Source organism: Chitinivorax tropicus (genome assembly GCF_014202905.1).
Lineage (GTDB): Bacteria > Pseudomonadota > Gammaproteobacteria > Burkholderiales > SCOH01 > Chitinivorax > Chitinivorax tropicus.
On record NZ_JACHHY010000007.1, the window covers coordinates 160,756 to 185,808 of the forward strand.

General features: G+C 57.0%; 18 protein-coding genes and 3 tRNA genes. 19 read left to right on the forward strand and 2 right to left on the reverse strand.

Annotation, left to right across the window (positions count from 1 at the left end):
* Positions 1–138: 138 nt before the first annotated feature.
* From grpE to dnaJ, 4 genes are all read left to right on the forward strand, one after another.
* Positions 139–687, forward strand: coding sequence for a nucleotide exchange factor GrpE (gene grpE / locus HNQ59_RS07400; protein WP_184037174.1), 549 nt, complete (start codon positions 139–141; stop codon positions 685–687).
* A 108-nt stretch (positions 688–795) separates the two neighbouring features.
* Positions 796–2,709: a molecular chaperone DnaK gene (gene dnaK / locus HNQ59_RS07405; RefSeq protein WP_184037176.1), complete on the forward strand. Its 1,914-nt coding sequence runs from the start codon at positions 796–798 to the stop codon at positions 2,707–2,709.
* A 303-nt stretch (positions 2,710–3,012) separates the two neighbouring features.
* The gene (locus HNQ59_RS07410) at positions 3,013–4,119 is read left to right on the forward strand and encodes a fatty acid desaturase family protein (RefSeq protein ID WP_184037179.1); all 1,107 of its coding nucleotides are present in this window, start codon (positions 3,013–3,015) and stop codon (positions 4,117–4,119) included.
* 50 nt (positions 4,120–4,169) lie between these two features.
* Positions 4,170–5,288: a molecular chaperone DnaJ gene (gene dnaJ / locus HNQ59_RS07415; protein WP_184037182.1), complete on the forward strand. Its 1,119-nt coding sequence runs from the start codon at positions 4,170–4,172 to the stop codon at positions 5,286–5,288.
* 130 nt (positions 5,289–5,418) lie between these two features.
* On the opposite strand, the gene HNQ59_RS07420 is transcribed toward dnaJ, so the two are convergent.
* Positions 5,419–6,246: an HDOD domain-containing protein gene (locus HNQ59_RS07420; RefSeq protein WP_184037186.1), complete on the reverse strand. Its 828-nt coding sequence runs from the start codon at positions 6,244–6,246 to the stop codon at positions 5,419–5,421.
* 323 nt (positions 6,247–6,569) lie between these two features.
* On the opposite strand from HNQ59_RS07420, the gene HNQ59_RS07425 reads away from it, so the two are divergent.
* The 9 genes from HNQ59_RS07425 to HNQ59_RS07465 all read left to right on the forward strand — a co-directional run bounded on the left by HNQ59_RS07425 (position 6,570) and on the right by HNQ59_RS07465 (position 21,373).
* Positions 6,570–7,688 carry a beta-ketoacyl-ACP synthase III gene (locus HNQ59_RS07425; protein WP_184037189.1) on the forward strand — a complete coding sequence of 373 codons (1,119 nt, stop codon included), beginning with the start codon at positions 6,570–6,572 and terminating at the stop codon, positions 7,686–7,688.
* Positions 7,689–7,804: 116 nt separating this feature from the next.
* Positions 7,805–9,550, forward strand: coding sequence for an autotransporter assembly complex protein TamA (locus HNQ59_RS07430; RefSeq protein WP_184037191.1), 1,746 nt, complete (start codon positions 7,805–7,807; stop codon positions 9,548–9,550).
* Positions 9,550–13,443 (forward strand): translocation/assembly module TamB domain-containing protein, encoded by a 3,894-nt coding sequence (locus HNQ59_RS07435; RefSeq protein ID WP_184037194.1) that lies wholly within the window; start codon positions 9,550–9,552, stop codon positions 13,441–13,443. The genes HNQ59_RS07430 and HNQ59_RS07435 overlap by 1 nt, the downstream gene beginning before the upstream one ends.
* A gap of 324 nt (positions 13,444–13,767) precedes the next feature.
* Positions 13,768–15,366 (forward strand): ABC transporter substrate-binding protein, encoded by a 1,599-nt coding sequence (locus HNQ59_RS07440; RefSeq protein ID WP_184037197.1) that lies wholly within the window; start codon positions 13,768–13,770, stop codon positions 15,364–15,366.
* A 99-nt stretch (positions 15,367–15,465) separates the two neighbouring features.
* Positions 15,466–17,064, forward strand: a complete 1,599-nt coding sequence (locus HNQ59_RS07445) for an ABC transporter substrate-binding protein (protein ID WP_425491369.1) — start codon at positions 15,466–15,468, stop codon at positions 17,062–17,064.
* Between the two features lie 369 nt (positions 17,065–17,433).
* Complete coding sequence (locus tag HNQ59_RS07450; protein ID WP_184037199.1) at positions 17,434–18,444, forward strand: ABC transporter permease subunit; 1,011 nt, start codon at positions 17,434–17,436, stop codon at positions 18,442–18,444.
* Positions 18,445–18,456: 12 nt separating this feature from the next.
* On the forward strand, positions 18,457–19,416 hold the full coding sequence (locus tag HNQ59_RS07455) for an ABC transporter permease subunit (protein WP_184037201.1): 960 nt from the start codon (positions 18,457–18,459) through the stop codon (positions 19,414–19,416).
* Positions 19,417–19,427: 11 nt separating this feature from the next.
* Positions 19,428–20,408 carry an oligopeptide/dipeptide ABC transporter ATP-binding protein gene (locus tag HNQ59_RS07460; protein ID WP_184037202.1) on the forward strand — a complete coding sequence of 327 codons (981 nt, stop codon included), beginning with the start codon at positions 19,428–19,430 and terminating at the stop codon, positions 20,406–20,408.
* Complete coding sequence (locus tag HNQ59_RS07465; RefSeq protein WP_184037204.1) at positions 20,405–21,373, forward strand: peptide ABC transporter ATP-binding protein; 969 nt, start codon at positions 20,405–20,407, stop codon at positions 21,371–21,373. The genes HNQ59_RS07460 and HNQ59_RS07465 overlap by 4 nt, the downstream gene beginning before the upstream one ends.
* A 61-nt stretch (positions 21,374–21,434) precedes the next feature.
* Here HNQ59_RS07465 and HNQ59_RS07470 read toward each other — a convergent pair whose 3' ends face one another.
* Positions 21,435–22,535: an ABC transporter substrate-binding protein gene (locus tag HNQ59_RS07470; protein WP_184037206.1), complete on the reverse strand. Its 1,101-nt coding sequence runs from the start codon at positions 22,533–22,535 to the stop codon at positions 21,435–21,437.
* A 298-nt stretch (positions 22,536–22,833) separates the two neighbouring features.
* Here HNQ59_RS07470 and coaD point away from each other — a divergent pair, with 298 nt between their 5' ends.
* The 6 genes from coaD to HNQ59_RS07500 form a co-directional block, all read left to right on the forward strand.
* Positions 22,834–23,328: a pantetheine-phosphate adenylyltransferase gene (gene coaD, locus HNQ59_RS07475; RefSeq protein ID WP_184037208.1), complete on the forward strand. Its 495-nt coding sequence runs from the start codon at positions 22,834–22,836 to the stop codon at positions 23,326–23,328.
* A 6-nt stretch (positions 23,329–23,334) separates the two neighbouring features.
* A complete protein-coding gene (locus HNQ59_RS07480; protein ID WP_184037210.1) occupies positions 23,335–24,279 on the forward strand; it encodes a class I SAM-dependent methyltransferase in 945 nt (314 codons plus the stop codon).
* A 131-nt stretch (positions 24,280–24,410) separates the two neighbouring features.
* A tRNA-Tyr gene (locus HNQ59_RS07485) sits at positions 24,411–24,497 on the forward strand.
* 63 nt (positions 24,498–24,560) lie between these two features.
* A tRNA-Gly gene (locus HNQ59_RS07490) sits at positions 24,561–24,634 on the forward strand.
* A 12-nt stretch (positions 24,635–24,646) separates the two neighbouring features.
* Positions 24,647–24,721: transfer RNA gene (locus HNQ59_RS07495), tRNA-Thr, on the forward strand.
* A 33-nt stretch (positions 24,722–24,754) separates the two neighbouring features.
* Positions 24,755–25,053, forward strand: a 299-nt coding sequence (locus HNQ59_RS07500; RefSeq protein WP_246490892.1) for a GTP-binding protein, incomplete at its 3' end; no start/stop codon positions are given.

Below are 25,053 nucleotides of genomic sequence, written 5' to 3' on the forward strand. Positions count from 1 at the left end.
GATACCCGATGTTGATCAAACGATTGTTTGAAACGAGTGTATAGCATTTTTTTTAGTCGCTGCTATTGAAAAAATCAATCTCGTCGCCAACTAAGCGGGCATAGTTGGCAAAACCCCTATTGGTAATGAGGAATAGCGATGCAAGGCAATCAAGAACTTGAGCCCAAACCCGATCAGAACAACACCGAGGCTGCACAAACAGCTGGTGCCGCTGGCCAGCCCGAGGTGATGCCAAGCATGGAAGAGCAGCTGCGTGCTGCAGAGTTGCGTGCGGAAGAGCACCATGATGCGTGGCTGCGCGCCAAGGCTGATGCGGAAAACATCCGCCGCCGCTCACATGAAGAGGTGCAAAGTGCCACCAAGTATGCCGTTACCAAATTCGCGACTGATCTGTTGGCGGTGAAAGACAGCCTGGAAATGGCCCTGAAGGACAACAGCTCCATCGACAACATCAAGATGGGCGTGGAAATGACGCTGAAGCAGCTGGCCAGCGCCTTTGAAAAGGCACAGTTGACCGAGGTGAACCCGGTCGGTGAGCGTCTTGACCCACACAAGCACCAGGCGATCAGTGTGGTGCCTGCCGATGGTGAGCCCAATACTGTGGTCAGCGTGATGCAAAAGGGCTATATGTTGGCGGATCGCGTGATTCGCCCCGCGATGGTGGTGGTGTCGAAGGCTAAGGAATAAACCGCACTATGGGGGCTTGAAAAGCAAAAAACGCGCCCCATTTTCGCAACATGGTTATTTGAATAAAAGCTGGCGTGATCAGCGACAGCGGCAAGAAAGGAAAAACACATGGGCAAGATTATCGGTATTGACCTGGGTACCACCAACTCGTGCGTATCCGTGATGGAAAACGGCCAACCCAAGGTCATTGAAAACTCAGAAGGTGCACGTACCACCCCGTCCATCATCGCTTATCAAGAGGATGGTGAGATTCTGGTAGGTGCGCCTGCCAAGCGCCAGGCTGTGACCAACCCCCGCAACACCCTGTTTGCGGTTAAGCGCCTGATCGGTCGTCGTTTCGAAGAGAAGGAAGTCCAGAAGGATATCGACCTGATGCCTTATGAGATCCTGAAGGCGGACAATGGCGATGCATGGGTGAAGGTGCGCGACAAGAAACTGGCACCTCCGCAAGTGTCGGCTGAAGTGCTGCGTAAGATGAAGAAGACCGCTGAAGACTACCTGGGTGAAGAAGTCACCGAGGCGGTGATCACCGTACCAGCCTACTTCAATGACAGCCAGCGCCAAGCGACCAAGGATGCAGGCCGTATCGCGGGCCTGGAAGTGAAGCGCATCATCAACGAGCCCACCGCTGCAGCGTTGGCGTTCGGTCTGGACAAAAAAGAAGGCGATCGCAAGATTGCTGTCTATGACCTGGGTGGTGGCACGTTCGATATTTCGATCATCGAAATCGCTGAGTTGGATGGTGAGCACCAGTTCGAAGTGTTATCGACCAACGGTGATACCTTCTTGGGTGGTGAGGACTTCGACCAGCGCATCATCGATTACATCATCGGTGAATTCAAGAAAGAATCCGGCGTCGATCTGAAGCAAGACGTGCTGGCCCTGCAACGCCTGAAGGAAGCTGCGGAGAAGGCGAAGATCGAGCTGTCCTCCAGCCAGCAGACCGAAGTCAACCTGCCTTACATCACGGCAGACGCGACCGGGCCGAAGCACTTGGCGGTGAAGATCACCCGTGCCAAATTCGAGGCGCTGGTGGAAGACCTGATCGAGCGCTCGATTGCACCGTGTAGCGTTGCGATCAAGGATGCGGGCCTGAAGGTCACCGACATCGACGACGTGATCCTGGTTGGCGGTCAGACCCGTATGCCGAAGGTTCAGGACAAGGTGAAGGAGTTCTTCGGTAAAGAGCCTCGCCGTGATGTCAACCCTGATGAAGCCGTTGCGGTTGGTGCCGCCATTCAAGGTGGTGTACTGAAGGGCGACGTGAAGGACGTACTGCTGCTGGACGTGACGCCGCTGAGCCTGGGTATCGAAACCCTGGGTGGCGTAATGACCAAGCTGATCCAGAAGAACACTACCATCCCGACCAAGGCATCACAGGTGTTCTCGACCGCTGATGACAATCAGAGCGCGGTGACCATCCATGTGCTGCAAGGTGAGCGTGAGAAGGCCATGGGCAACAAGAGCCTGGGTCAGTTCAACCTGGAAGGCATTCCTGCGGCACCGCGTGGCGTACCACAGATCGAAGTCATCTTCGATATCGATGCCAACGGTATTCTGCATGTGTCTGCCAAGGACAAGGCGACCGGCAAGGAAAACAAGATCACCATCAAAGCCAACTCTGGCTTGTCTGAGGAAGAGATCCAAAGCATGGTGCGTGATGCCGAAGCGCACGCGGACGAAGACAAGAAGCTGATCGAATTGGTGCAGTCGCGCAACCAGCTGGATGCGTTGATCCATTCCGTGAAGAAGTCGCTGACTGAATACGGCGACAAGATCGGTGCCGATGACAAGACCAAGATCGAAGCCGCGCTGAAGGATGCTGAAGGCGTGGTGAAGGGCGACGACAAGGCCGAGATCGATGCCAGGGCTGAAGCCCTGTCCACCGCTGCCCACAAGCTGGCAGAGCAGATGTATGCAGGCCAACAACAGGCCGGCGCACAGCCTGGCCCGGATGCCGGCGGCAAGGGTGATGATGGCAATGTGGTCGATGCCGAGTTCGAAGAAGTGAAAAAAGGCTGATGATGGAGAGCGGGCCGTGCCAACCGGCATGGCCCCCTGAGTTGACCAACATAGGGGTGACCTGACGCCCGCTCGGGCCGAATCGTGCTTGCCAGCTTTGGTGCAAGCCCGGTTCGGCCATTTTCATATCAGCTGCATTTGATATGACATATTGATAGGGAGTTGACCGCTTTGCTGGTACAGTTACTATTGATGTAGCGAATGAATCCAGGCACCCGACCCAAGCAAAATTTGCCATCAGTTCTGCTTTACATGGGGCTTTCGCTGGCTGCAGCAAGGATCTGGCTGCGCAGTACCGTATGAATGCGCAAGTGGCAGCGCAAGGAGAAACAATTGACGCAACGCATCAGTTTTCCCCCTCGTGGGCCATTTTTTGACGAGCTCAAGAGCAGAGTGGATGCCTATTTCGCGGCATCGGGCCAGCATGCCACCGGTAATTGGCGGCTCTATTTGAAAACGGTCTTTTCCTATGGCTTGGCCATTTTCAGCTATGTCATGCTGGTATGGGGTGTCGAGCAATGGTGGACGGCTGCATTGGCTGCTTTTGGGCTGGTACAGGGGTATGTGTTGATTGCGTTCAACGTCATGCATGACGGCGCACATGGCAGCTACTCGGGCAAGCGCTGGCTGAATTGGATAATGGGTGCCAGCATGGATGTGATCGGCGGCAGCCAGATGATGTGGCGCCAGAAACACAATATGCTGCATCACACCTACACCAATGTGGAAGGCAAAGACGACGACATTGCCATCGGTAGTCTGATGCGCTTGTCACCGTATCAGCCATGGAAGCCGTGGCACCGCCTACAACATTGGTATGCACCGGTGCTGTACAGCTTCTTGACACTTTACTGGATGCTGTTCAGTGACTGGCAGAAGCTGCTCAGTGGCAAGATCGGTGATACTCCCCTGCAACAGCGTGCCTGGTGGGAGACCCCCTATTTCGTGCTGACCAAGTTTATTTATGTGGGTTATACCTTGGTCGTGCCCATGTTGTTCCATCCGGTCTGGATGGTGCTGGTGTGTTTCGTCGGTATCCACCTGTTGTTCGGCTTCATTCTGTCTGTGGTCTTTCAGCTCGCGCACACGGTGGAAGGCGCCGCTTTCCTGCAGCCGGACAGCAACGGCAAGATGCAGGACGAATGGGCAATCCATCAGGTGCGGACCACCGCTGATTTTGCGCCCACCAGCTGGCTCGCGACGTTTTACATGGGTGGTTTAAATTTTCAGGTTGAACACCATCTATTTCACAAAGTAAGCCATATCCACTACCCGGCGATCAGTCGCATCGTGCGCGAGACATGTGCGGAATTCAACGTGCCATATCACAGTTTCGCCTCTGTGGGTTTGGCGTTGAAGGCACATTTCCGATTCCTGCAACGAATGGGACAGCCGCCGGCAATCGCATGAGCGCGGTGTGATCCATTCATGCTGCCAAGTAATGTAAGGTGACACAGAACATGTCGAAGAAAGACTTTTACGAAGTATTGGGCATCAATCGTGATGCCTCGGAAGAGGATATCAAGAAGGCCTATCGTAAGCTGGCGATGAAATATCACCCGGATCGGAATCCGGACAATCCGCAAGCTGAAGAGAAATTCAAGGAAGCAAAAGAAGCCTACGAAATCCTGTCCGACAGCCAAAAGCGCGCAGCCTATGACCAATATGGCCACGCCGGGGTTGACCCACAAGCGGGCATGGGTGGTGGCGGTGCGGGCTTCGGTGGATTTGCCGACGCCTTTGGCGACATCTTTGGCGACATTTTTGGCGGGGCCCGTGGCGGGCGCTCGAATGTGTATCGTGGTGCCGATCTGCGCTACAACCTCGAAATCACCCTTGAGGAGGCAGCGCGGGGGTGTGACAAGCAGATCCGTATCCCCACCATGGACGAGTGCAAGACCTGCGATGGCAGTGGTGCCAAGCCCGGCACGCAGGCCAAAACCTGCTCGACCTGTGGTGGCCACGGCCAGGTGCGTATGCAGCAGGGCTTTTTCTCGATTCAACAGACTTGCCCAACCTGCCATGGCACAGGCAAGGTCATTCCTGATCCATGCCGTGACTGCCATGGCGCGGGGCGTGTGAAATCGCACAAAACCCTGTCAGTGAAGATTCCGGCGGGGATCGACGAAGGTGATCGCATCCGCTTGGCGGGCGAGGGCGAGCATGGCACCAATGGCGGCCCCAGCGGCGATTTGTATGTCCAGCTGCATCTCAAGCCGCACTCGGTGTTCCAGCGTGATGGTGTCGATCTGCACTGCGAAATGCCGATCAGCTTTACCACTGCCGCCTTGGGTGGCGAGATCGAGATCCCGACCCTGGAAGGCGCAGCCAAGATCAAGATCCCTGCGGAAACTCAGTCCGGCAAGGTGTTCCGCTTACGGAGCAAGGGCATCAAGCCGGTGCGGGGTTCGATTCCGGGTGATCTGATGTGCCACGTGGTGGTTGAAACGCCCGTCAACCTGACCGAGCGTCAGAAAGAGTTGCTGCGGGAGCTGGAAGCGATTTCCCAAGGAGATTCGGAAACCCACAACCCGCGTGCCAAATCCTGGATGGACAAGGTCAAGGCGTTCTTCAGCTGAGTGCTGGCGAGCCTCAAGGCCAATAGCTGTTGTGCAAGTAACACAAAGCCCGCCATAGCGGGCTTTGTCGTTGGCGGTGTGAAATGCTTTGTGGGCGCAATCGAGCCCGCCGAGTCCAAGCGGTGCCAGCTCAGTCGCTGACCAGCGATTCCCAGCCTTTCATCTGCTCACAGACTGCGGGGAGTTCCTCAAAGATTTTCTCGATATTCAGCCCCAGGCGCTGGGTGACGCCAATCGGGAAGTTCGACTTCAACTCATCCGAATCCACGTCATCGCTGATACCAATCATCAGGTATTCGGCAATATGCACGATGCCTGCCAGGGCGGAGAACGGCTCGCCATCCATTGGGGCAGCGTGCATTTTGATGGCGGTCTGGATATGGTCTGGGAAATTCCAGCGTCTGGCCAGCTCAGCCCCGACCTCGGCGTGATCAAAACCAAAGATATTGCGCTCGCACTGGATACGGCTTGCCCCGCCCTTCACCAGCCGATCCACATCAGCTTCATCCTTCGGGCTGGCCAAGCGCATCAACAATTGACCGATCGTGTGCATCAGCCCAGCGGTGAAGGCTACCTCACCATTCAATTTGGCCAGTTTGGCCAGCCATTTCGACAAATTGCCCACGGACAGGTTGTTGACCCAATACATCTTGTTATCGAAGTTGGGGATATTGATCTTCATGCCCGCCACGCCAGAGGCGATCACCAAGGTGCGCAGTTTGTCGAAACCCAGCACCACGACGGCATCTTCGATCGAGCCGATCTGCCGTGGTGCACCGAAATGGGCGGTATTGGCCAGACGCAGCACCTTGGCGGAAATGGTCTGGTCACGGCTGATGGTTTTGGCAAGGCTGTCGATATCCAGATCATCCTTGTCGAAACTGGCAATGAGTTCCTGCACCACACTGGGCACAGTGGGCATTTGGTGAAGATGATCGAATACCGCGTCCATTTTCATGATGGGCGTCTCCTGTTGTCACGAGGGTTGAGCGTTTTTTCAGCATAGACGACCGGCCAGGGAAAATCGTCAAGTGGATGACGCCGACTTTGTCTCGGATCAAGAAAACGCTGGCTCAAGCGCGCACAGCCTGTGACAGCCGGGGTAAGATGCGCTCCTGATTGTGCGGCCATGTGACGGCCACAATCTGTCGGGGCATAGGGCTGAGTTCCAGTGAAATCGTGTCAGTGGAGCCGATGTCAGCAGGTGAAAACTGTCTGAACAGCGCCTATGATTTCTAGTAAGATTCGCGCCTTTCTTAGCTTCGCAGGATACCAATCATCATGCAACGCGTCGTCATCAGTGGCACCGGCCTCTATATTCCGCCGCATCAAGTTTCCAACGAAGAATTGGTGACGGCTTTCAATGAGTACGCCCGTCGGTTCAATGAGACGAACCGGGAGCAGATCGAGTCTGGGGAGATCCGAATGATGGAGCCTTCCAGCGTCGAGTTCATCGAAAAAGCCTCGGGGATCAAGCGTCGCTATGTGGTTGAAAAGGCGGGTGTGCTGGACCCAGCCCGGATGTATCCCTGCGTGCCAGAGCGCAGCAACGATGAATTGTCCTTGCAGGCCGAGATGGCGGTGATGGCCGCCAAGCAAGCTCTGGAGCGGGCTGGAAAGGCACCGCAGGACATCGACGCCGTGATCGTGGCGTGTTCCAATATGCAGCGGCCTTACCCTGCCATGGCAATCGAAGTGCAGAATGCGCTGGGCTGCAATGGCTATGCATTCGATATGAACGTCGCGTGTTCATCGGCCACCTTCGGGATCGAGCAGGCCGCGAATGCGGTCAAGGCTGGAACAGCGCGAGCCGTGCTGGTGGTGAATCCGGAGATCTGTTCTGCTCACCTTGAATTCCGCGACCGCGACTGCCATTTCATCTTTGGCGATGTCTGCACCGCTGTAGTGGTCGAGGCTGAGCACGCCGCTCGGCCTGGCAGCTTTGAGATTCTGGGCACCAGGCTCGCTACGCAGTTCTCCAACAACATCCGTAACAACTTCGGGTTCATGAACCGTTTCGATGAGTCGGGTATTGGGCAGCGCGACAAGCTGTTCATGCAAGAGGGGCGAAAGGTGTTCAAGGAAGTCTGCCCGATGGTAGCGGATCACATTGCGGCACACCTGGACAGTATCGAGCTGGCACCGACTGATGTGAAACGCTACTGGTTGCATCAGGCGAATCTCAACATGAATCTGCTGATTGCCCGCAAACTGCTGGGGCGCGATGCCACCGAGCAGGAGGCGCCCGTGATCCTCGATGAATTTGCCAACACCAGCTCCGCAGGCTCCATCATTGCCTTCCACCGTCATCACGATGATTTGCAGGCAGGGGATGTCGGCGTGATTTCATCCTTTGGGGCAGGGTATTCGGTGGGGTGTGTCGTTTTGCGCCGCCTATGACGGATTCACAACGCTGATCCAACCAGCCGCGCCTTGGCGCGGCTTTTTTCTTTTCCTGCGTAGATGGCCTCACGTAGAATCAGCCGTCTGAATGGAATGATGTATCGAGGCGCGCATTGCAGGGAAAAAGACTAAGGCGGATCGTATGGTTGTGGGCGGGGCTGGTTTCAACTGCCTGGGCCAATGATTTTTCGTATCGGGTCGAGATCGATAGCCCAGACAGCGGCTTGCAAAGCTTGCTGGAGCAATATTTGGATGTTGTGCGCTATCGAGATAGCGAGTTGATGACCCCTGAGCAATTGCGTCGTCTTTATCGTGACATGCCAAAGCAGGCCGCCGATCTGCTTGCCACCGAGGGTTACCTGTCGCCAGTATTCACCCCGACGCTGGACGACTCCCGCCTTCCCTGGCGGGTCAGCATGAAGGTCGAGCCTGGGCGGCCTGCAGACATCACTGATGTGGTCATCTCCCTGGTCGGGCCGGTGTTGAGCGAGCCGGATGGCGAAGCCCGACAGCAGCGGCTGATTCATGGCTGGCCACTCAAGGCGGGGGATCGCTTTCGCCAGACAGATTGGGATGCGGCCAAGCGGCATGGCTTGCAAGGCCTGTTGGTGGACCGCTTCCCGGCGGCGCACATCCGCGACAGCGAGGCGGTGATTGACCCTGCCAAGGCCACCGCCAATCTGCGGGTGGTGTACGACAGCGGCCCTCGCTTTACGTTGGGGCCGTTGACGGTAGTGGGCTTGAAGCGTTACCCGCGCAGCCTGGTGGACAATCTGTGGGCGCAGTCACCAGGTGCCCCTTATGATTACACCCGCATCACCGAATTCCAGTCCGCATTGCAATCCACACCGTATTTCGATTCAGTCTATGTCGATGTGGACACCGACCCTGGTCACGCCGAGCAGGCGCCAGTGACAGTGACCGTCAAGGAAGCGCCTGCCCAGAAGATCGGTGTCAGCCTGGGTTATGGTACTGACAAGGGTATCCGTACCGAGCTGGATTACCGCTACAACAATCTGCTGGATCGTGGCTGGCTGTATCGCGCCAGGGTGGCGGTGGAGCGCACGCAACGCGAGCTGGAGACAGGCATCGACTTCCCGCGTAATGAGCGGGGCTACTACGATGGTGTGTTCATCCGCAGCCGCCAAGCAGAAAGCCAAGGCCTGTCGCTGAGTAAGGTTGAAACAGGGGTGTCACGCACCCGCACTCGTAACGGCATCGGTTTGACCTATCAGCTGAATTATCTGACTGAGCGCTCGCAGCTGGGTGAGGACAGAAAGATCAATAAAGCGCTGACCGCTGGTTATAAATGGGTCAGGCGGGATGTGGACAATGTGCTGGACCCGCGCCGGGGCAATGTGCTGGAGGTGCAATTGGCCGGTGCCGCCCGTGGGGTGTTGTCGGACACCAGCTTTGTGCGCGGCTACGCACGGACAGCGCTGTACTGGCCGCTTGGTAAGCAGTTCCTGCTGCAGGCCAGAGGCGAGATCGGGCAGGTGGTGTCGCAGGATGTCAGCCGCGTACCGCTCGATTGGTTGTTCCGGGCGGGGGGCTCCGGCTCGGTGCGGGGCTATGCGTTCGAGAGCCTGGGTATCCAGCAAGAGGGCGGGATCGCGCCTGGTGATGTCATGGCCACGGTTTCACTTGAGCTGCAGCGCCCAGTGGCACACAACTGGCGTGCCGCGCTGTTCGCAGATGCTGGCAATGCCAGCCAGGCCTGGGATGGATTCACCTTGAAACGCGGCTATGGCGTGGGTGCCCGTTATCAAAGCAAGGTGGGTTTGTTCGCGCTGGATCTCGCCTATGGTGAGGCCGTCAAGAAATGGCGCTTGCACGCCTCACTGGGGATCGCCTTCTGATGGATGCCCCAGTCGAACAACCCATGGCCCCGGTGTCACAGCCAGCCTGGTGGCGGCGAATCCTGCGGCGCCTGATGAAGACGCTGACCTGGTTGGCGCTGTCAGTGTTGATCCTGCTGACCATATTGTATGGCCTGACTGCCACGCCTGTTGGTTTGAGCCGCCTGGCCAGCGCGGTGCAAAGCCTGTCTGGTGGCGCGGTGCAGCTGACCGGGCTACAGGGCTCGCTCTGGCAGCGGTTGCAGATCGCAGAGGGTGATATTCGCCTGGGCCAGCAGCGGATTCAATTCAGCCAACTGGTGCTGGATTGGCGCCCGTCACTGCTGGTGGGTCGATCATTGGTGGTCGATCAGTTGTCGGCGCAGACGTTGATATTGGATCTGCCCCCCAGCAACGAGCCCACGACATTACCGACAACGCTGCGATTGCCACTGGCCATTCGGGCGCGGCAGGTGCAACTGGGGCAGCTGAAACTGGTGCAGGAAAACCTGCTGCTGTCAGGTTTGTCGGCCAGCCTGCAGAGCGACGGTGCCCAACACCAGCTGCAATTGCAGGCATTGACCAGCCCTTGGGGGCGCGGCAGTGGCCAGCTCACCTTACAGGGCGATGCCCCTTTCCCGCTGCACGCACAGCTGACGGCCCAAGGGGGCATCAGCGACCACCCGGTTACGGCACAAGCCACATTAGGTGGCGATCTCCGGCAGTTGCAGATACAACTGAACGGCCAGAGTGGCGAGGCGCGGATGCGGCTGGCGGGCGAGATCGCCCCTTTTGCGCCCAACCTGGCCGCTTTGGTGCACCACCTGCAAGGGGAACTGAAAGCCGTGGATCTGCCCGGCTGGGTTCCAGGGGCGCCACGCGCCCTGCTGGATGGCACCTTTTCGGTCACCCCGGCACCACACGGCTGGCGTGGCCAGATCGACCTGGTCAATCGGCAGGCTGGCCGGTGGGATGAACACGCCATCCCGGTCAATCGAGTACAGGGGGGGCTGCGGTACGCCGATGAAGTGGTCATCGCAGACCAGCTGCTCATCCAGCGCAATGGTGGACAGGTGCTGCTGAATGGCAAGCTCAGCAAGACCCAGCTGGCACTGACCGCCGATCTCAAACACCTGAATCCCAAGACCCTGCACAGTGTGGCCCAGCCTATGCAGATCGACGGCAGCTTGCAGCTGACTGGCACGCCGGAACACCCCGCTTTGCAGGCTGATCTGCAGGCGGGTGTGGTCAGCCTGTCGGCCAAGGCCAATTGGCAACGGACGCATCCACAGTCATTGATTGCCCTTGAGCAGGCACGCCTGACACACCAAGCGGGCAGGGCTGAGTTGTCCGGCCAGTTGGCCCTGGCAGGGCAGCGTGCGTTCGAGCTGGATCTGGCCTTGGATCATTTCAAGCCACAAGCCTTCGTCAATGTTCCCCCTGCCGATATCAACCTGACTGCCACTGCCACCGGGACATTGCATGATGCCTGGCAGGTGGCGGGTCAGTTCGAGCTGTTGGAGAGCAAGCTCAGCAGCCTGTCGATGAAAGGGCAGGGGCGCGTCAAGATCGACGCGGATCGGGTCGAGCAGCTGCAGCTCGATCTGGTGGCGGGGCCAAACCGTGTGCAGGCAAAGGGCGCATTGGGCCGCGCGGGGGACGAGCTGACGCTTGACCTGCAGGCCCCGGATCTGAACCTGCCCGAATACCATCTGGCGGGCAGCATCCAGGCCCAGGCCACACTTCATGGCCGGCTCAAGCAGCCCGCGTTGCAGGCAGACATCACATCTCAGAACCTGAGCCTGCCTGGAGGGGTCAAGGTCGCTGGCTTGACGGCGGTGGCGCACTTCGCAGCGGAGCAGGGCGGGCGGTTGGATGCCACCGTCAACGCCAACGGGCTGGCCTGGGCTGACAAGCAAGTGAACCGTGTTCAATTTGCCGTGGAGGGCACTCGCGACCAACACCAGGCCCGCCTGCAGCTGGATGGCCAGATCGAATCGGTGCCACTGGCATTGAAGCTGGCTCTAGCAGGCACGTTGTCTGCAGACAACGTCTGGCAAGGCCAGCTCACCGAGCTGGAGAACACCGGACGCTATGCATTGAAACTGCAACAGCCAGCCCCACTCTTGGCGGGGGCTGAACAGGTTTCGCTGCAGGCGGCGTCTTTCCTGGCCGTTGGCAGCCCCATCCAGATCGACCGGCTGCAGTGGCAGCCAAGTGGGCTGGAGGTGATCGGACAGGGGCAGATCGACACCGCCCGCGTGCTGTCGCTGCTCGAACAACCGCCACCCATTCAATCCACGCTGGTGCTGGATACCCGCTGGCGTGTGCAGATGGCCGAGCATTGGGACGGCGAGCTTACGTTGAAGCGCAGACAAGGCGATCTGGTGTTGACCGAGGTGGACAATAGCCAGGGCGTCCCCCTGCAATTGGCGGATGCCGCGGTACAGGTACAGATCCGGCAGGATCTGATCAACGCGCAGGCGCAACTGACTTCGACTACCCTGGGGGGGCTGCGTGCGCAGCTGGATGGTGCACTGCACAGGCAAAACGACAGCTGGGGCTTATCACCAGCGGTGCCGCTCCGGTGGCGTGCCAACGGTGAAATGGCGTCGATTGCGTGGGCAGGGCCGCTGATCGGGCCGATGGTCAGAGTGGCAGGCCGCCTGGCGTTGGATGTCAGCGGCGAATACCAGAGCCAGCGCCATCAGCTGCTGGGGTGGGTGCAGGGCAACGATCTGGTGCTCAATGACCCGGATCGTGGTCTGGCGTTCAAAGAGGGACAGCTGCGCGCCGAGTTGCAACAAGACCGGTTGCTGCTGAAACAGTTGACGCTGAAAGCCGGTCAAGGCGAGCTGTCCGGCAATGGCACGCTGGCACTGTCTGCCGATGCGCCCAGCGCCGATCTACAGGTCAAGGCTTCCCGTTTCACCGTGCTGTCCCGCCCGGATCGCCAGTTGGTGATCAGCGGCAGCGGGCAGATGCAATTGAACAAAGACGCGTTGCATCTCGATGCCAAGTTGAAGGCAGACGAGGGCATGTTCCTGGCGGATCGCGGAGACATGCCCACGCTGGGGGACGACGTGGTCATCGTGGGCCGTGGCAATGGCAAGCCTAAGGCTGCGACCGCTTTCCCGCTGTATCTGACGGCGGAATTCGATCTGGGCGAGAAGCTCAAGGTGCAAGGCTATGGCCTGGATGCCACCCTGGGCGGCTCGTTGGCCATCAAAGCCACGCCACGACGGCCCTTGTCCGCCAGCGGCACCGTCGAGGTCACCAAGGGCCGGTACGCCGCCTATGGGCAGAAACTATCGGTACAACGTGGGCTGATCAACTTCCAGGGCCCGCTGGACAATCCCAGCCTGGACATCCTCGCCATCCGCGAAAACCTGTCGGTCGAGGTAGGTGTGCAGGTGGCGGGCACCGCCCAGGCACCGCGCGTGACGCTCTATTCCAGCGAAGCCATGCCGGACACCGAAAAGATCTCCTGGTTGGTGCTGGGGCACTCTGGGGCCAATGTCGGGCAAGGAGACGCTGGTGCATTGTTGCTGGCCGCCAGTGGTCTGCTGGACGGCAATGCCGCCAATTCCTTTGCCAAGACCCTGGCAGACACCTTTGGCCTGGATGAGATCGGCATCGGGTCGGGCTCCAATGCCAAGGCGGCGGGTACATCGACGGGGGGCGAGGGTGGCGGGCAGGGGTTGTCGCTGAATACGCAAGTCATCACCCTGGGCAAGCGGCTGTCGGATCGGGCCTACCTGGCGTATGAACAAGGGCTGACCAGCGCCAGTGCCGCCGTGAAGCTCACCTATCAGATCAGCAAGCGGCTATCGGTCGTGGCCAAGGCGGGTCAACATGAGACACATGTAGATGTCCAATTCACCCACCGCTTTGATATATCTGAAGATCGGTAATTTGTCATATTGAAGCAGGGTTGGCATGCTGCATTGCACGATGTCTGATTGATGCAACAATCGCCCGTTGTCCGCTACCAGATTGCCGTTGAGCGTGTTAGTGTAGCGCCCGTGACAGTGCGGCACCCAATGCCGCCGGATGTCCGGCCCTGCTGTGCCACGATGGCGCACCCAACGTGATGCGCAGCAGGAATATGCAGGTGATCCATCCATCGCCTGCCTCGCTCAAGCGGAATCGAAACACCATCTGCTTGAAAGCGGCCATGCTATTGGGCGCCCGCCCATGACATCGGTATGACATAAATCAAGTCTGAGAGGAAAGAGATGCAAAACCGACTTTTGAAACTGGCCATTGCGGCTGCCCTGGCTTGTGGCGCTGTCCAAAGCCATGCCGCTGGAAAAACGCTCGTGTTCTGCTCTGAAGCCAGCCCCGAAGGTTTCGACCCCGGCCCCTATACATCCGGCACGACTTTCGACGCTTCTGCTGAAACCGTCTACAACCGCCTGGTTGAGTTCGAGCGTGGCAGCACGAAGGTGCAGCCTGGCTTGGCGGAAAGCTGGGAGATTTCTCCGGATGGCTTGGTTTATACCTTCAAACTGCGTAAAGGCGTCAAGTTCCACAGTAGCGAGAGCTTCAAGCCGACACGTGAATTCAACGCCGACGACGTGGTGTTCACCTTTTCCCGGATGATCGACAAAGAGCAGCCCTTCCGTAAGGCCGCGCCTGTGGAGTTCCCCTACGCGTCCGACATGGGCATGGACAACAACATCACCAAGCTGGAAAAGGTTGATCCCTATACCGTCAAATTCGTTCTGAAGAAAATTGACGCGCCTTTCATCCAGAACTTGGCAATGAGCTTTGCCTCGATCCTGTCAGCCGAGTATGCCGACAAGCTGCTCAAAGAGGGCAAGCCACAACAGCTGAATCAGCATCCGATCGGCACGGGCCCGTTCGTCTTCAAGAGCTACCAGAAAGACGCCACCATCCGCTTTGAGGCCAATAAGGACTACTGGCGCAAGGGTGAGGTCAAACTTGAGAAGCTGATTTTTGCGATCACCACCGACGCCAACACCCGCATGCAAAAGCTGAAGGCTGGCGAATGCCATGTCACCGTGTTCCCGCGCCCAGCCGATCTGGCGGTATTGAAAGCCGATCCTAAGCTGGTGGTGCCGAACCAGGCCGGTTTCAACCTGGGCTACCTGGCATACAACGTGACACATAAGCCGCTGGATAAGACCGAGGTGCGTCAGGCACTGGAAATGGCAATCAACAAGAAGGCCATCATTGATGCGGTCTATCAAGGTGCTGGCCAGCCCGCCACCAATCCGATGCCGCCGACCCAATGGTCATACGACAAGAGCCTGAAAGACGCGGCTTACAACCCCGAGAAAGCCAAAGAGCTGCTGAAGAAGGCGGGCGTGGCGGAAGGCACCGAGATCACCCTGTGGGCCATGCCTGTACAGCGCCCATACAACCCCAATGCCAAGCTGATGGCCGAGATGATTCAAGCTGACTGGGCCAAGGTCGGCATCAAGGGCAAGATCACCACCTACGAGTGGGGCGAGTACCTGAAGCGTGGTAAAGCCGGTGAGCACGACACCATGCTGGTGGGCTGGACAGGTGACAATGGTGACCCAGACAACTGGCTGGGCGTCAACCTGGGTTGTGAAGCCGTGGGTGGTAACAACTTCGCACAATGGTGCAACAAGGAATTCGACGAGCTGATCGTCAAAGGCAAGCAGACCACCGACATGAAGAAACGCACCGAGGCCTATACCAAGGCTCAGCAGATCTTCAAGAAAGAGTTGCCTTGGACCACGATTGCCCACTCGACGGTTTACCAGCCGATGCGCAAGGAAGTGGAAGGCTTCAAGATCAGCCCATTTGGCCTCAATAGCTTCTACGGCGTCAGCGTGAAGTAATGAGTGCCTGAATCGGCGTCATCAGGACGGGTTCTCACCCGTCCTTTTTTCATCACACAAGCCCACCAGGGCATAACAACCCATAGGATTGAGAGAAGCATGATGAAAAACAAAACCATATTATCGCTGGCGCTGGGCGCGAGCTTCGTCTTGGGCGCGTCGGCCCAGGCTGCCAATGTGCTGACCGTCTGCACGGAGGCCAGCCCCGAGGGATTCGATATCACCCAATACACTGCCGCAGTCACGGCGGATGCCACCTCGGAAACCATTCATAACCGTCTGGTCGAGTTCGAACGCGGCTCGACCAAAGTCGTGCCGGGTTTGGCGGAAAAATGGGACATCTCCAAGGATGGCTTGGTCTATACCTTTCAACTGCGCAAGGGTGTGAAATTCCACACCACGGAATACTTCAAGCCCAGCCGTGAATTCAACGCGGATGATGTACTGTGGACATTCAACCGGATGCTCGACAAGAACCATCCCTGGTTCAAGGTCAGCACCCGTGGCTATCCTTATGCAGAAAGCATGGAGTTCCCGAGCCTGATCAAGTCGGTCGAAAAGGTTGACCCCCATACCGTCAAATTCACATTGAACCAGCCGGAAGCGCCATTCCTGGCCGACCTCGCCATGGGCTTTGCATCGATTTTCTCAGCCGAGTATGGCGACCAGCTCTTGAAGGCTGGTAAAACCCAACAACTGAACCAATTGCCGATCGGCACCGGGCCATTCGTCTTCAAGCGCTACGAGAAAGATGCACAGCTGCGCTTTGACGCGAACAAGGACTACTGGAAAGGCAAAGCATCCGTCGACAAGCTGATTTTCGCGATTTCACCAGACACCGCAGTCCGTATCCAGAAGCTGAAGGCTGGTGAGTGCCAGATTGCGTTGTACCCCTTGCCCAACGACGTTGCTAATCTGCGTAAAGACCCGAAGCTGAAAGTCGAAGAGCTGAATGCACTGATGACGGGTTACCTGGCATTCAATATGGAACACAAGCCATTTGAAAAGAAGGAAGTCCGCCAAGCCATCTCCATGGCATTTGACAAGAAGTCCTACATCAAAGCGCTGTTCGGTGAGGCCGCCAGCCCGGCGGTGAACCCGTTCCCGCCCACGATGTGGAGCTACAACAAAGACATCAAGGATTACGAATACAACCCGCAGAAAGCCAAAGAGCTGTTGGCCAAGGCCGGGTTCCCGAATGGCTTTAAGACGACGATCTGGACACGCCCTGGCGGTGGTACCATCAACCCCAACCCGAAACTGGGCTCAGAGATGCTGCAGGCCGACCTGAAAAAGATCGGTGTCGAGGCGGAGATCAAGGTTGTGGAATGGGGTGAGCTGCTGAAGCGTGCCAAGGCGGGTGAACACGATATGGTGTTCAATGGCTGGGCTGGTGACAATGGTGACCCGGACAACTTCCTGACCCCATTACTGTCTTGTGTCGCAGCCAAGTCCGGCGAAAATTATGCTCGCTGGTGTGACAAGAAATTTGATGAATTGTTGGACAAAGCGAAATCCAATTCGGATTCCAAAGAGCGCACCAAGCTTTACCTAGAAGCTCAAAAGGTATTCAAGGATGCCGCGCCTTGGCTGACCTTGGCGCACCCGACCATGTTCGTGGCGATGAGTAAAAATGTAAATGGCTATAAATTGTCACCACTTGGTAACAACCACTATTGGGGCGTGCAAATAAAATAACTACCTGAGATGGCTTGAAACAACGGGCTGGCGTTCAGTTGGCCCGTTTTTTTGCAGTGCAATAACACGAAATGCTTTTTGCATGTACTAGGGAAAGCCATTTGATTCAAGTTGTTGTTTCACAGTCAAACGGGTAATATCCGCCCCACTTTTCGTGGTGGGTTGGCCAGGTACGGAAGACAAGGTTTCGGCACGCGTGGTGAGCCTTGTCAACAGCGCCTGATCCAGCCCAGATGATGGACACCACGGGCTGTTGCCATACACGCAGCAGTAGGTTGTAAAAAGGTACTGAACTGGTCTTTTGTGCAGTACGCTCTTTTCTATGGTCTGCTGCGCTGGTTTGCGACGCCTTCAACAAAGGTTGACGCCATGCTCTCCTTTATCCTCAGGAAGATCGGAATGGTCATTCCTACCTTCCTCGGGATCACGCTGATCGCTTTCGGCCTGATCCACCTGCTCCCCGGCGACCCCGTACTGGTCATGGTTGGCGAACGCCGACTGGACCCGGAGATGTACAAGGCCGCCATGCATAACCTGGGGCTCGATCTCCCGCTCTGGCAGCAATACCTGCATTACCTGACCAATGCCCTGCAAGGCAATCTGGGTAATTCGCTGATCACCAAAGAGCCGGTGGTGGGTGAATTTCTGAAACTGTTCCCGGCAACCTTCGAGCTGTCAGTCTGCGCGATGCTGTTTGCAATGGTCTTCGGTCTGTTGGCAGGCATTGTGGCGGCGATCAAGCGGGGCTCTGTCATTGATCACACCGTGATGGGCGCAGCATTGACAGGCTATTCGATGCCGATTTTCTGGTGGGGGCTGATGCTGATCATCCTGTTCTCCGTCACACTAGGCTGGACGCCGGTGTCCGGGCGGATCTCGCTGGATTACGACATCGTGCCCAAGACCGGTTTGTTGCTGGTTGATACGCTGCTGTCCGACGAAGAGGGGGCCTTTTTGTCCGCACTGCGCCACCTGATTCTGCCATCGATTGTGTTGGGAACCATCCCCATGGCGGTGATCGCCCGCATGACCCGCTCTTCGATGCTGGAAGTGCTGCGGGAGGATTACATCCGCACCGCACGGGCCAAGGGTTTGTCAAAAACCCGTGTGATCATGGTGCATGCACTGCGTAACTCGTTGATTCCGGTCGTCACCGTGATTGGCTTGATGGTGGGCACATTGCTTGCCGGTGCTGTGCTGACTGAAACCATCTTCTCCTGGCCTGGTGTGGGCAAATGGCTGATCGACGCCGTGTTCCGCCGCGACTATCCGGTTGTCCAGGGCGGCATTCTGATCACCGCAACCATCATCATTGTCGTCAACTTGTTGGTGGACATCATGTACGGTGTCATCAACCCACGTATCCGCCACGCGAGGTAAGCCATGGCTGACATGACTACGACTACAAGCGGCCAGCAACAAGCGGAAGCCGCCGTGCTGTCCTATCCTTCTCCGCTGAAGGAGTTCTGGCAAAGCTTTTCCGCCAACCGTGGCGCGCTGATCGCCAGCTTGTTCATGCTGGCACTGATCATCTGTGCCATCTTTGCCCCTTGGGTAGCGCCACACAACCCGATCGAGCAGTATCGCGACCATATGCTGGCGCCCCCATTCTGGCAGGCTGGTGGGTCCACCCAGTTCCTGCTGGGAACAGATGATCTGGGGCGCGACATCCTATCTCGCCTGATCCATGGCGCACGTCTGTCGCTGTCGATCGGTCTGGTGTCGGTGATCATGTCGATGATCCCAGGCATCATACTGGGGCTGGTTGCCGCATTCTTTCCAAAGCTCGACACCCCCATCATGCGGATGATGGATATTCTGTTGGCCTTGCCCAGCTTGTTGCTGGCCGTAGCCATCGTGTCCATTCTCAGTTATGAAGAATTCGATACAGCGGTCGAGCAGTTCTTTCATATCAACCCCAGCTTGTTCAAAACCATGCTGGCGATTGCCTTGGTCAGCCTGCCCAACTATGTCCGCCTGACCCGCGCTTCCGCGATGGCGGAGATCAACCGTGAATATGTCGTCGCCTCCCGCGTGGCCGGGGCGGGCACGTTCCGCCTGATGTTCAACGCTGTCCTGCCCAACTGCATGGCGCCAATCATCGTCCAAGCCACCTTGGGCTTCTCGTCCGCCATCCTGGATGCCGCTGCGCTGGGCTTCCTGGGCCTGGGCGCGCAACCACCGTTGCCCGAATGGGGCACCATGCTGTCCTCCGCTCGAGACTACATCGAGCGGGCATGGTGGGTTGTGACCATGCCTGGCTTGACGATCCTGCTGTCAGTCCTGGCGTTGAACCTGATGGGTGACGGCCTGCGTGATGCGCTCGATCCGAAACTGAAACGTGTCGCGTAAGGAGACGAGTAATGAGTTTGCTGAAAATCCGTAATCTCTCTGTCTCGTTCGGCAGCGGCAAAAACCCGTTCCGGGCGGTGGATGGCATCGACTTTGAAATCGATCGTGGTGAAATCGTCGGCACGGTCGGTGAGTCCGGCTCGGGCAAGTCGGTGACCATGTTGGCCTTGATGGGGCTGATCGATGCACCAGGCAAGGTGACCGCTGATGAGTTGGTCTTTGATGGGAAGGACTTGCTGAAGATTTCAGAACGCGAGCGCCGCAAAATCATTGGCAAAGACATTGCGATGATCTTCCAGGATGCGCTTTCCAGCCTGAACCCCAGCTACACCGTCGGCTATCAGATCAAGGAAGTGCTGAAAGTCCACGAGGGTTTGCGTGGTGCGGAGCTGGACAAGCGGGCGTTGGAGTTGCTGGAAATGGTCGAGATCCCTGATCCCCGTTCCCGCCTGAATGCCTACCCCCACCAGTTGTCGGGCGGGATGAGCCAGCGCGTGATGATCGCGATGGCCATTGCCTGTCGCCCCAAGCTGTTGATTGCCGATGAGCCGACGACCGCGTTGGATGTAACTATCCAGGCCCAGATCATGGATCTGCTGGTGAACCTGCAAAAGCGCCAGAACATGGCACTGATCATGATCACGCACGATCTGGCGGTGGTGGCTGAAGTCGCTCATCGCGTCAATGTCATGTATGCCGGCCAGCTGGTCGAATCGAGTCGTGTCCCTGACATTTTCGAGCGCCCACGCCATCCCTATACCCAGGCGCTGCTGGCATCCATTCCCGAGCACAGCAAAGGGGCGCATCGCCTGTCCACCTTGCCAGGCATCGTACCCGGCCACTATGACCGCCCCAAGGGCTGTCTGCTCAGCCCGCGTTGTCCGCACGTCCAGGCGCGTTGCCACGGCGAGCAACCCACAATCCAGGTGCAGGGCGGGCTTGGTGTGCGCTGTTTTACCCCACTGAATGATGAAGGGAAGCCGACAGTATGAGCAAGGTACTGATCGCGAAAGAACTCTCGCGCCACTATCACGTCTCCCGTGGCTTCATGAAGGGCCAGGCGACGGTCAAGGCATTGAACAACGTGTCATTTGGGCTGGAAGCGGGCCGCACGCTGGCCGTGGTGGGTGAATCCGGCTGTGGCAAATCCACCTTGGCGCGCCAGCTGACCATGGTCGAGCAGCCTACCAGTGGTCATTTGACCATTGATGGGGTGGATATCGCTGCTGCCGACAGCGCAACACTGAAGAAAATGCGCCCTACGGTGCAGATGGTGTTCCAGAACCCCTATGCTTCATTGAATCCGCGCAAACAGATCGGTGCCGTGCTGGATGAGCCGTTGCTGATCAATACCAGCTTGTCCAAGGCTGAGCGGGATGACAAGGTAAAGGCCATCATGGCCAAAGTGGGCTTGCGGCCAGAGCATTTCCACCGCTACCCACATATGTTCTCAGGTGGACAGCGTCAGCGTGTGGCGATTGCCCGGGCCATGATCCTGAACCCCAAGATCGTAGTGGCCGATGAGCCGGTTTCCGCGCTGGATGTGTCGATTCAGGCGCAGATCCTGAACCTGTTCATGGATCTGCAGGATGAATTCAAGATCGCCTACGTATTCATCTCACACAACTTGGCCGTGGTCGAGCACGTGGCCGATGATGTCATGGTGATGTACTTGGGCTCGACGGTGGAGTATGGCCAGCGGGACAAGATCTACAGCCGTCCCCTGCATCCGTATACCCAGGCGCTGCTATCCGCGACACCTGCCATCCGTGAGGAAGACCGCCGGCAGAAGATCAAGATCCAAGGCGAGCTGCCCAGCCCGTTGAATCCGCCCTCCGGTTGCGCATTCCATAAGCGTTGCCCACATGCGGTTGACCGCTGCAAGCAGGAAGTACCGATGCTGCGGACAATCGACGAGCGTATCGTGGCATGCCACCGGGTTGAGGAAATCAACTAAGCAGGCGGCGGGCTCACCAATCGAAAGGCCGCTAGGAATAGCGGCCTTTTTTTGAATGCCATCAACGGGTCAACTGCCCTTGTTGGTTCAGCATGGTCAGCTCGACAAATCGTGACCCGCGATGTTGCCGGTCGGTGAAGTCGATCTTGAAGTTGCCCAAGTCCAGATCGTGCATCTCATCCAGCGCCCTGCGCACACTTTCCCTGGTGGGCTTGTTGCCAGCCCGCTTGATGCCCTCGACCAGCACCTTGGCATTGATGAATCCCTCCAACGAGGCATACGATAATCTGGCATTGGGTGCGAATTTCTTCATCACCTCCCGGTACTCCTTGACGACCTTGATATGAGAGGCATCCAGCCCAGGGTAGACCTGAGACACACCCAAGCCCGCCACACTGGCGGCCCCGTTCAGCCGGATCAGCTCCTCATGGTTGACTGTGGACAGGCAAAACAGTTGAGACTTGCCACCGTGCTGCCTGAACAGCTTGATGAAATTGGCGGCAGGCCGGGTCAGCGAGATCAGCAAAATAGCGGGCGGGTTCGCCTTGGCCAGCGTCTGGGCCGCTTCCTCGACATTGTCCGTGTTCTTCTCATAGCTCTCGGTCGGCCCCAGTTTCAACCCTTGCTTGAGCAAGGACCGCTTGGTGGCGTCCAGCCCTGCCTTGCCAAAGGCATCGTCTTGAAACAAAGCACCCAGCTCATCTACACCTAGGCTTTTCAAGATGGTCACAATCTTATCGACCTCTTCGGAGTAGCCGGCCCGAGTGTGGAACAGATAAGGTGAGCCATGTTCGCGCAGGCTGTTTGCACCACTATAGATGCCCACCAGCGGGATGCTTGCCTTGCCCAGCACATTCTGCTGCAGCAAGGACGAGACATTGGCCGTGCCAAAATAGCTGACCAGCGCCAGCGCATTCTCCTGCTCAATCAGAATGCCCGTATTGATGTCGGTCGCCCCAGGCAGGTACTGATCGTCCTTGACGATATGTTTGATAGTCTGGCCATGAATGCCCCCACTTGCGTTGATGAAAGCAAGATAGGCCCGAGTGCCCTGCGCAAGGTCATTGCCCGCGTCCGCTGCCAGCCCACTCAACGGCGCGGATTGGCCAATGACAATATCAGCCGCGCTTGGGATTGAATAAATAAATGCGATTATCGGCATAAAACGACAGAAATGAAGCTGTAACATAGACATGGCTCCCGAGTGCGTTAATGCGTCGCAATAGGTTAATACAAGACCGGATCCCGGTGGCATGATTTCATAACCTACGCTGGATTGTGTCAATAAAATCCGGCTACTCAGCACCCTCGCCAGCTCGCCATCTGACGGGGTATCGCCATCGCTTGTCGCAGAGCATGTTATATTGGACATCAAACATCATGGCGGACGCCATGCAATATATCTGCTGCGGGCGCGTTTCACCCGCCTAGGAAATGACCAACTTATGAGAAGGATGATCATGAGGCGAGCAGTCTATGCAGGCAGTTTCGACCCGGTGACCAAAGGGCATCTCTGGATGATTGAAGCCGGTGTAAAACTGTTTGATGAGCTGGTGGTCGCGATCGGCGTGAACCCAGACAAGCGCTATACCTTTTCCGTTGGCGAGCGCAAAGTCATGATCAAAGATTGCACCCGCCATCTACCCCACCTGCGGGTGGAATCATTTGAAAATCAGTTCCTGGTCAATTACGCCAAATCAATCGGCGCCAACTACATTCTGCGTGGCATCCGTTCGCCCAGCGACTACGAGTTCGAGCGCACCATGCGCTACATCAATGGTGACCTGTTCAACGACGTCGATACCGTCTTCCTGATGCCGCCCAGAGAAATTGCCGAGGTCAGCTCGACAATGGTCAAAGGGCTGGTCGGCCCGCTTGGCTGGGAAGACGTCGTGCGTCAATACGTCCCCGAAGCCGTCTACCAACACATGCTTGATCACCACGCCAAAACTTGAAATCCCATGTCTGACTTCGTTGTATTCGAAAATCGCCTTCGTAAAAACCATAAACACTGGAGCAAATGGGCCCGCCGGAACGGCATCATGGCCTATCGGCTCTATGATCGGGATGTCCCCGAATTCCCCTTCATCGTTGACCTATACGGACAACGCGCCCACCTGCAGGAGGTCGATACCGGCTGGCAGCTCGACGAAAACGACTACCTGCAATGGCTGGCCAGTGCCAGACAAAGCGTAGCGACCGTACTGGGGCTTGGGCTTGAAGCAGTATCGCTGAAACAACGGCGGCGGCAGCGTGGCGTCTCTCAGTACGAAATGACTGGAAATGATGGCGAAGATTTCGTGGTAGAGGAGGGCGGGCACCGCTTCATCGTCAATCTGGATCGGTACCTTGATACGGGCCTATTTCTGGATCATCGCCCGACACGCGCAAGAGTCCAGCTTGAGGCCCCTGGAAAACGCTTTCTGAACCTGTTTGCCTACACGGGCAGCTTTTCTGTCTATGCGGCCAGAGGCGGGGCCACCCACTCCGTGACGGTGGACATGTCCAATACCTACCAGGATTGGACAAAGCGGAACTTCGAATTGAACGGCATTGATCTGGCCCGCCACCAGCTCGTCCGCGCAGATGTGTTCCGTTATCTGGATGAAGCGGTTGACCAAGGCGACCAATTCGACCTGATCGTCATGGATCCCCCCTCCTTTTCAAACTCCGCCAAAATGCAAGATATCTTGGATATCCAGCGTGACCATTCGCACCTCATCAGGCAATCCATGAAATTGCTCGGGAAGGATGGTGTACTGTATTTTTCGAACAACTTACGTACCTTCAAACTGGATCAGGCACTTTTTAGCGATTTTTTTTGCACGGAAATCACCGATTTCAGCATTCCAGAGGACTTCCGCAATAAGCGCATACACCGCTGCTGGCGTATCACGCAGCCCTGATTTGAAAAAAATTTGAAGATAAATTCATTTGAAAAACAATGCGATGTAAATTTTCTTCAAAAAAACTCAAAAAATGTGCGAAATAGTGTTTGACAGATCAGGGGAACATCACCATAATGCGCGGCTCATTCGGAGGGGTTACCCAAGCGGCCAACGGGTCCGGACTGTAAATCCGGCGGTTTATACCTTCGCAGGTTCGAATCCTGCCCCCTCCACCAAGAATTTAGTTGCTTGCGGTGTGAAGTGTGATCCGTGAGGCGAGTTTTTACTGACTTGGCTCAGCGGGTGTAGCTCAATGGTAGAGCAGAAGCCTTCCAAGCTTACGACGAGGGTTCGATTCCCTTCACCCGCTCCACCATCAGGTTAGGCCCATGTAGCTCAGGGGTAGAGCACTCCCTTGGTAAGGGAGAGGTCACCAGTTCAAATCTGGTCATGGGCTCCAGTCTTCTGGAATTCGAAAATCTAAGGAACGGTCATGGCAAAAGAAAAATTCGAGCGGACGAAGCCGCACGTAAACGTAGGCACGATTGGTCACGTTGACCACGGCAAGACAACGCTGACAGCTGCGATCACCACGATTCTGTCGAAGAAATTCGGTGGCGAAGCCAAAGGTTACGATCAAATTGACAGCGCGCCTGAAGAAAAGGCACGTGGTATTACCATCAATACTGCGCACGTTGAGTATGAGACGGCTAACCGTCACTACGCACACGTAGACTGCCCAGGCCACGCCGACTATGTGAAGAACATGATTACCGGTGCAGCGCAGATGGA

Bases quoted from the DNA above. Each gene is read 5' to 3' on its own strand.
- dnaK (WP_184037176.1), top strand. From the start codon at position 796: ATGGGCAAGATTATCGGTATTGACCTGGGTACCACCAACTCGTGCGTA.
- HNQ59_RS07435 (WP_184037194.1), top strand. From the start codon at position 9,550: ATGGATGCCCCAGTCGAACAACCCATGGCCCCGGTGTCACAGCCAGCC.
- HNQ59_RS07460 (WP_184037202.1), top strand. From the start codon at position 19,428: ATGAGTTTGCTGAAAATCCGTAATCTCTCTGTCTCGTTCGGCAGCGGC.
- HNQ59_RS07410 (WP_184037179.1), top strand. From the start codon at position 3,013: ATGCGCAAGTGGCAGCGCAAGGAGAAACAATTGACGCAACGCATCAGT.
- HNQ59_RS07455 (WP_184037201.1), top strand. From the start codon at position 18,457: ATGACTACGACTACAAGCGGCCAGCAACAAGCGGAAGCCGCCGTGCTG.
- HNQ59_RS07445 (WP_425491369.1), top strand. From the start codon at position 15,466: ATGATGAAAAACAAAACCATATTATCGCTGGCGCTGGGCGCGAGCTTC.
- dnaJ (WP_184037182.1), top strand. From the start codon at position 4,170: ATGTCGAAGAAAGACTTTTACGAAGTATTGGGCATCAATCGTGATGCC.
- grpE (WP_184037174.1), top strand. From the start codon at position 139: ATGCAAGGCAATCAAGAACTTGAGCCCAAACCCGATCAGAACAACACC.
- HNQ59_RS07420 (WP_184037186.1), bottom strand. From the start codon at position 6,246: ATGAAAATGGACGCGGTATTCGATCATCTTCACCAAATGCCCACTGTG.
- coaD (WP_184037208.1), top strand. From the start codon at position 22,834: ATGAGGCGAGCAGTCTATGCAGGCAGTTTCGACCCGGTGACCAAAGGG.
- HNQ59_RS07470 (WP_184037206.1), bottom strand. From the start codon at position 22,535: ATGCCGATAATCGCATTTATTTATTCAATCCCAAGCGCGGCTGATATT.
- HNQ59_RS07450 (WP_184037199.1), top strand. From the start codon at position 17,434: ATGCTCTCCTTTATCCTCAGGAAGATCGGAATGGTCATTCCTACCTTC.
- HNQ59_RS07425 (WP_184037189.1), top strand. From the start codon at position 6,570: ATGCAACGCGTCGTCATCAGTGGCACCGGCCTCTATATTCCGCCGCAT.
- HNQ59_RS07465 (WP_184037204.1), top strand. From the start codon at position 20,405: ATGAGCAAGGTACTGATCGCGAAAGAACTCTCGCGCCACTATCACGTC.
- HNQ59_RS07480 (WP_184037210.1), top strand. From the start codon at position 23,335: ATGTCTGACTTCGTTGTATTCGAAAATCGCCTTCGTAAAAACCATAAA.
- HNQ59_RS07440 (WP_184037197.1), top strand. From the start codon at position 13,768: ATGCAAAACCGACTTTTGAAACTGGCCATTGCGGCTGCCCTGGCTTGT.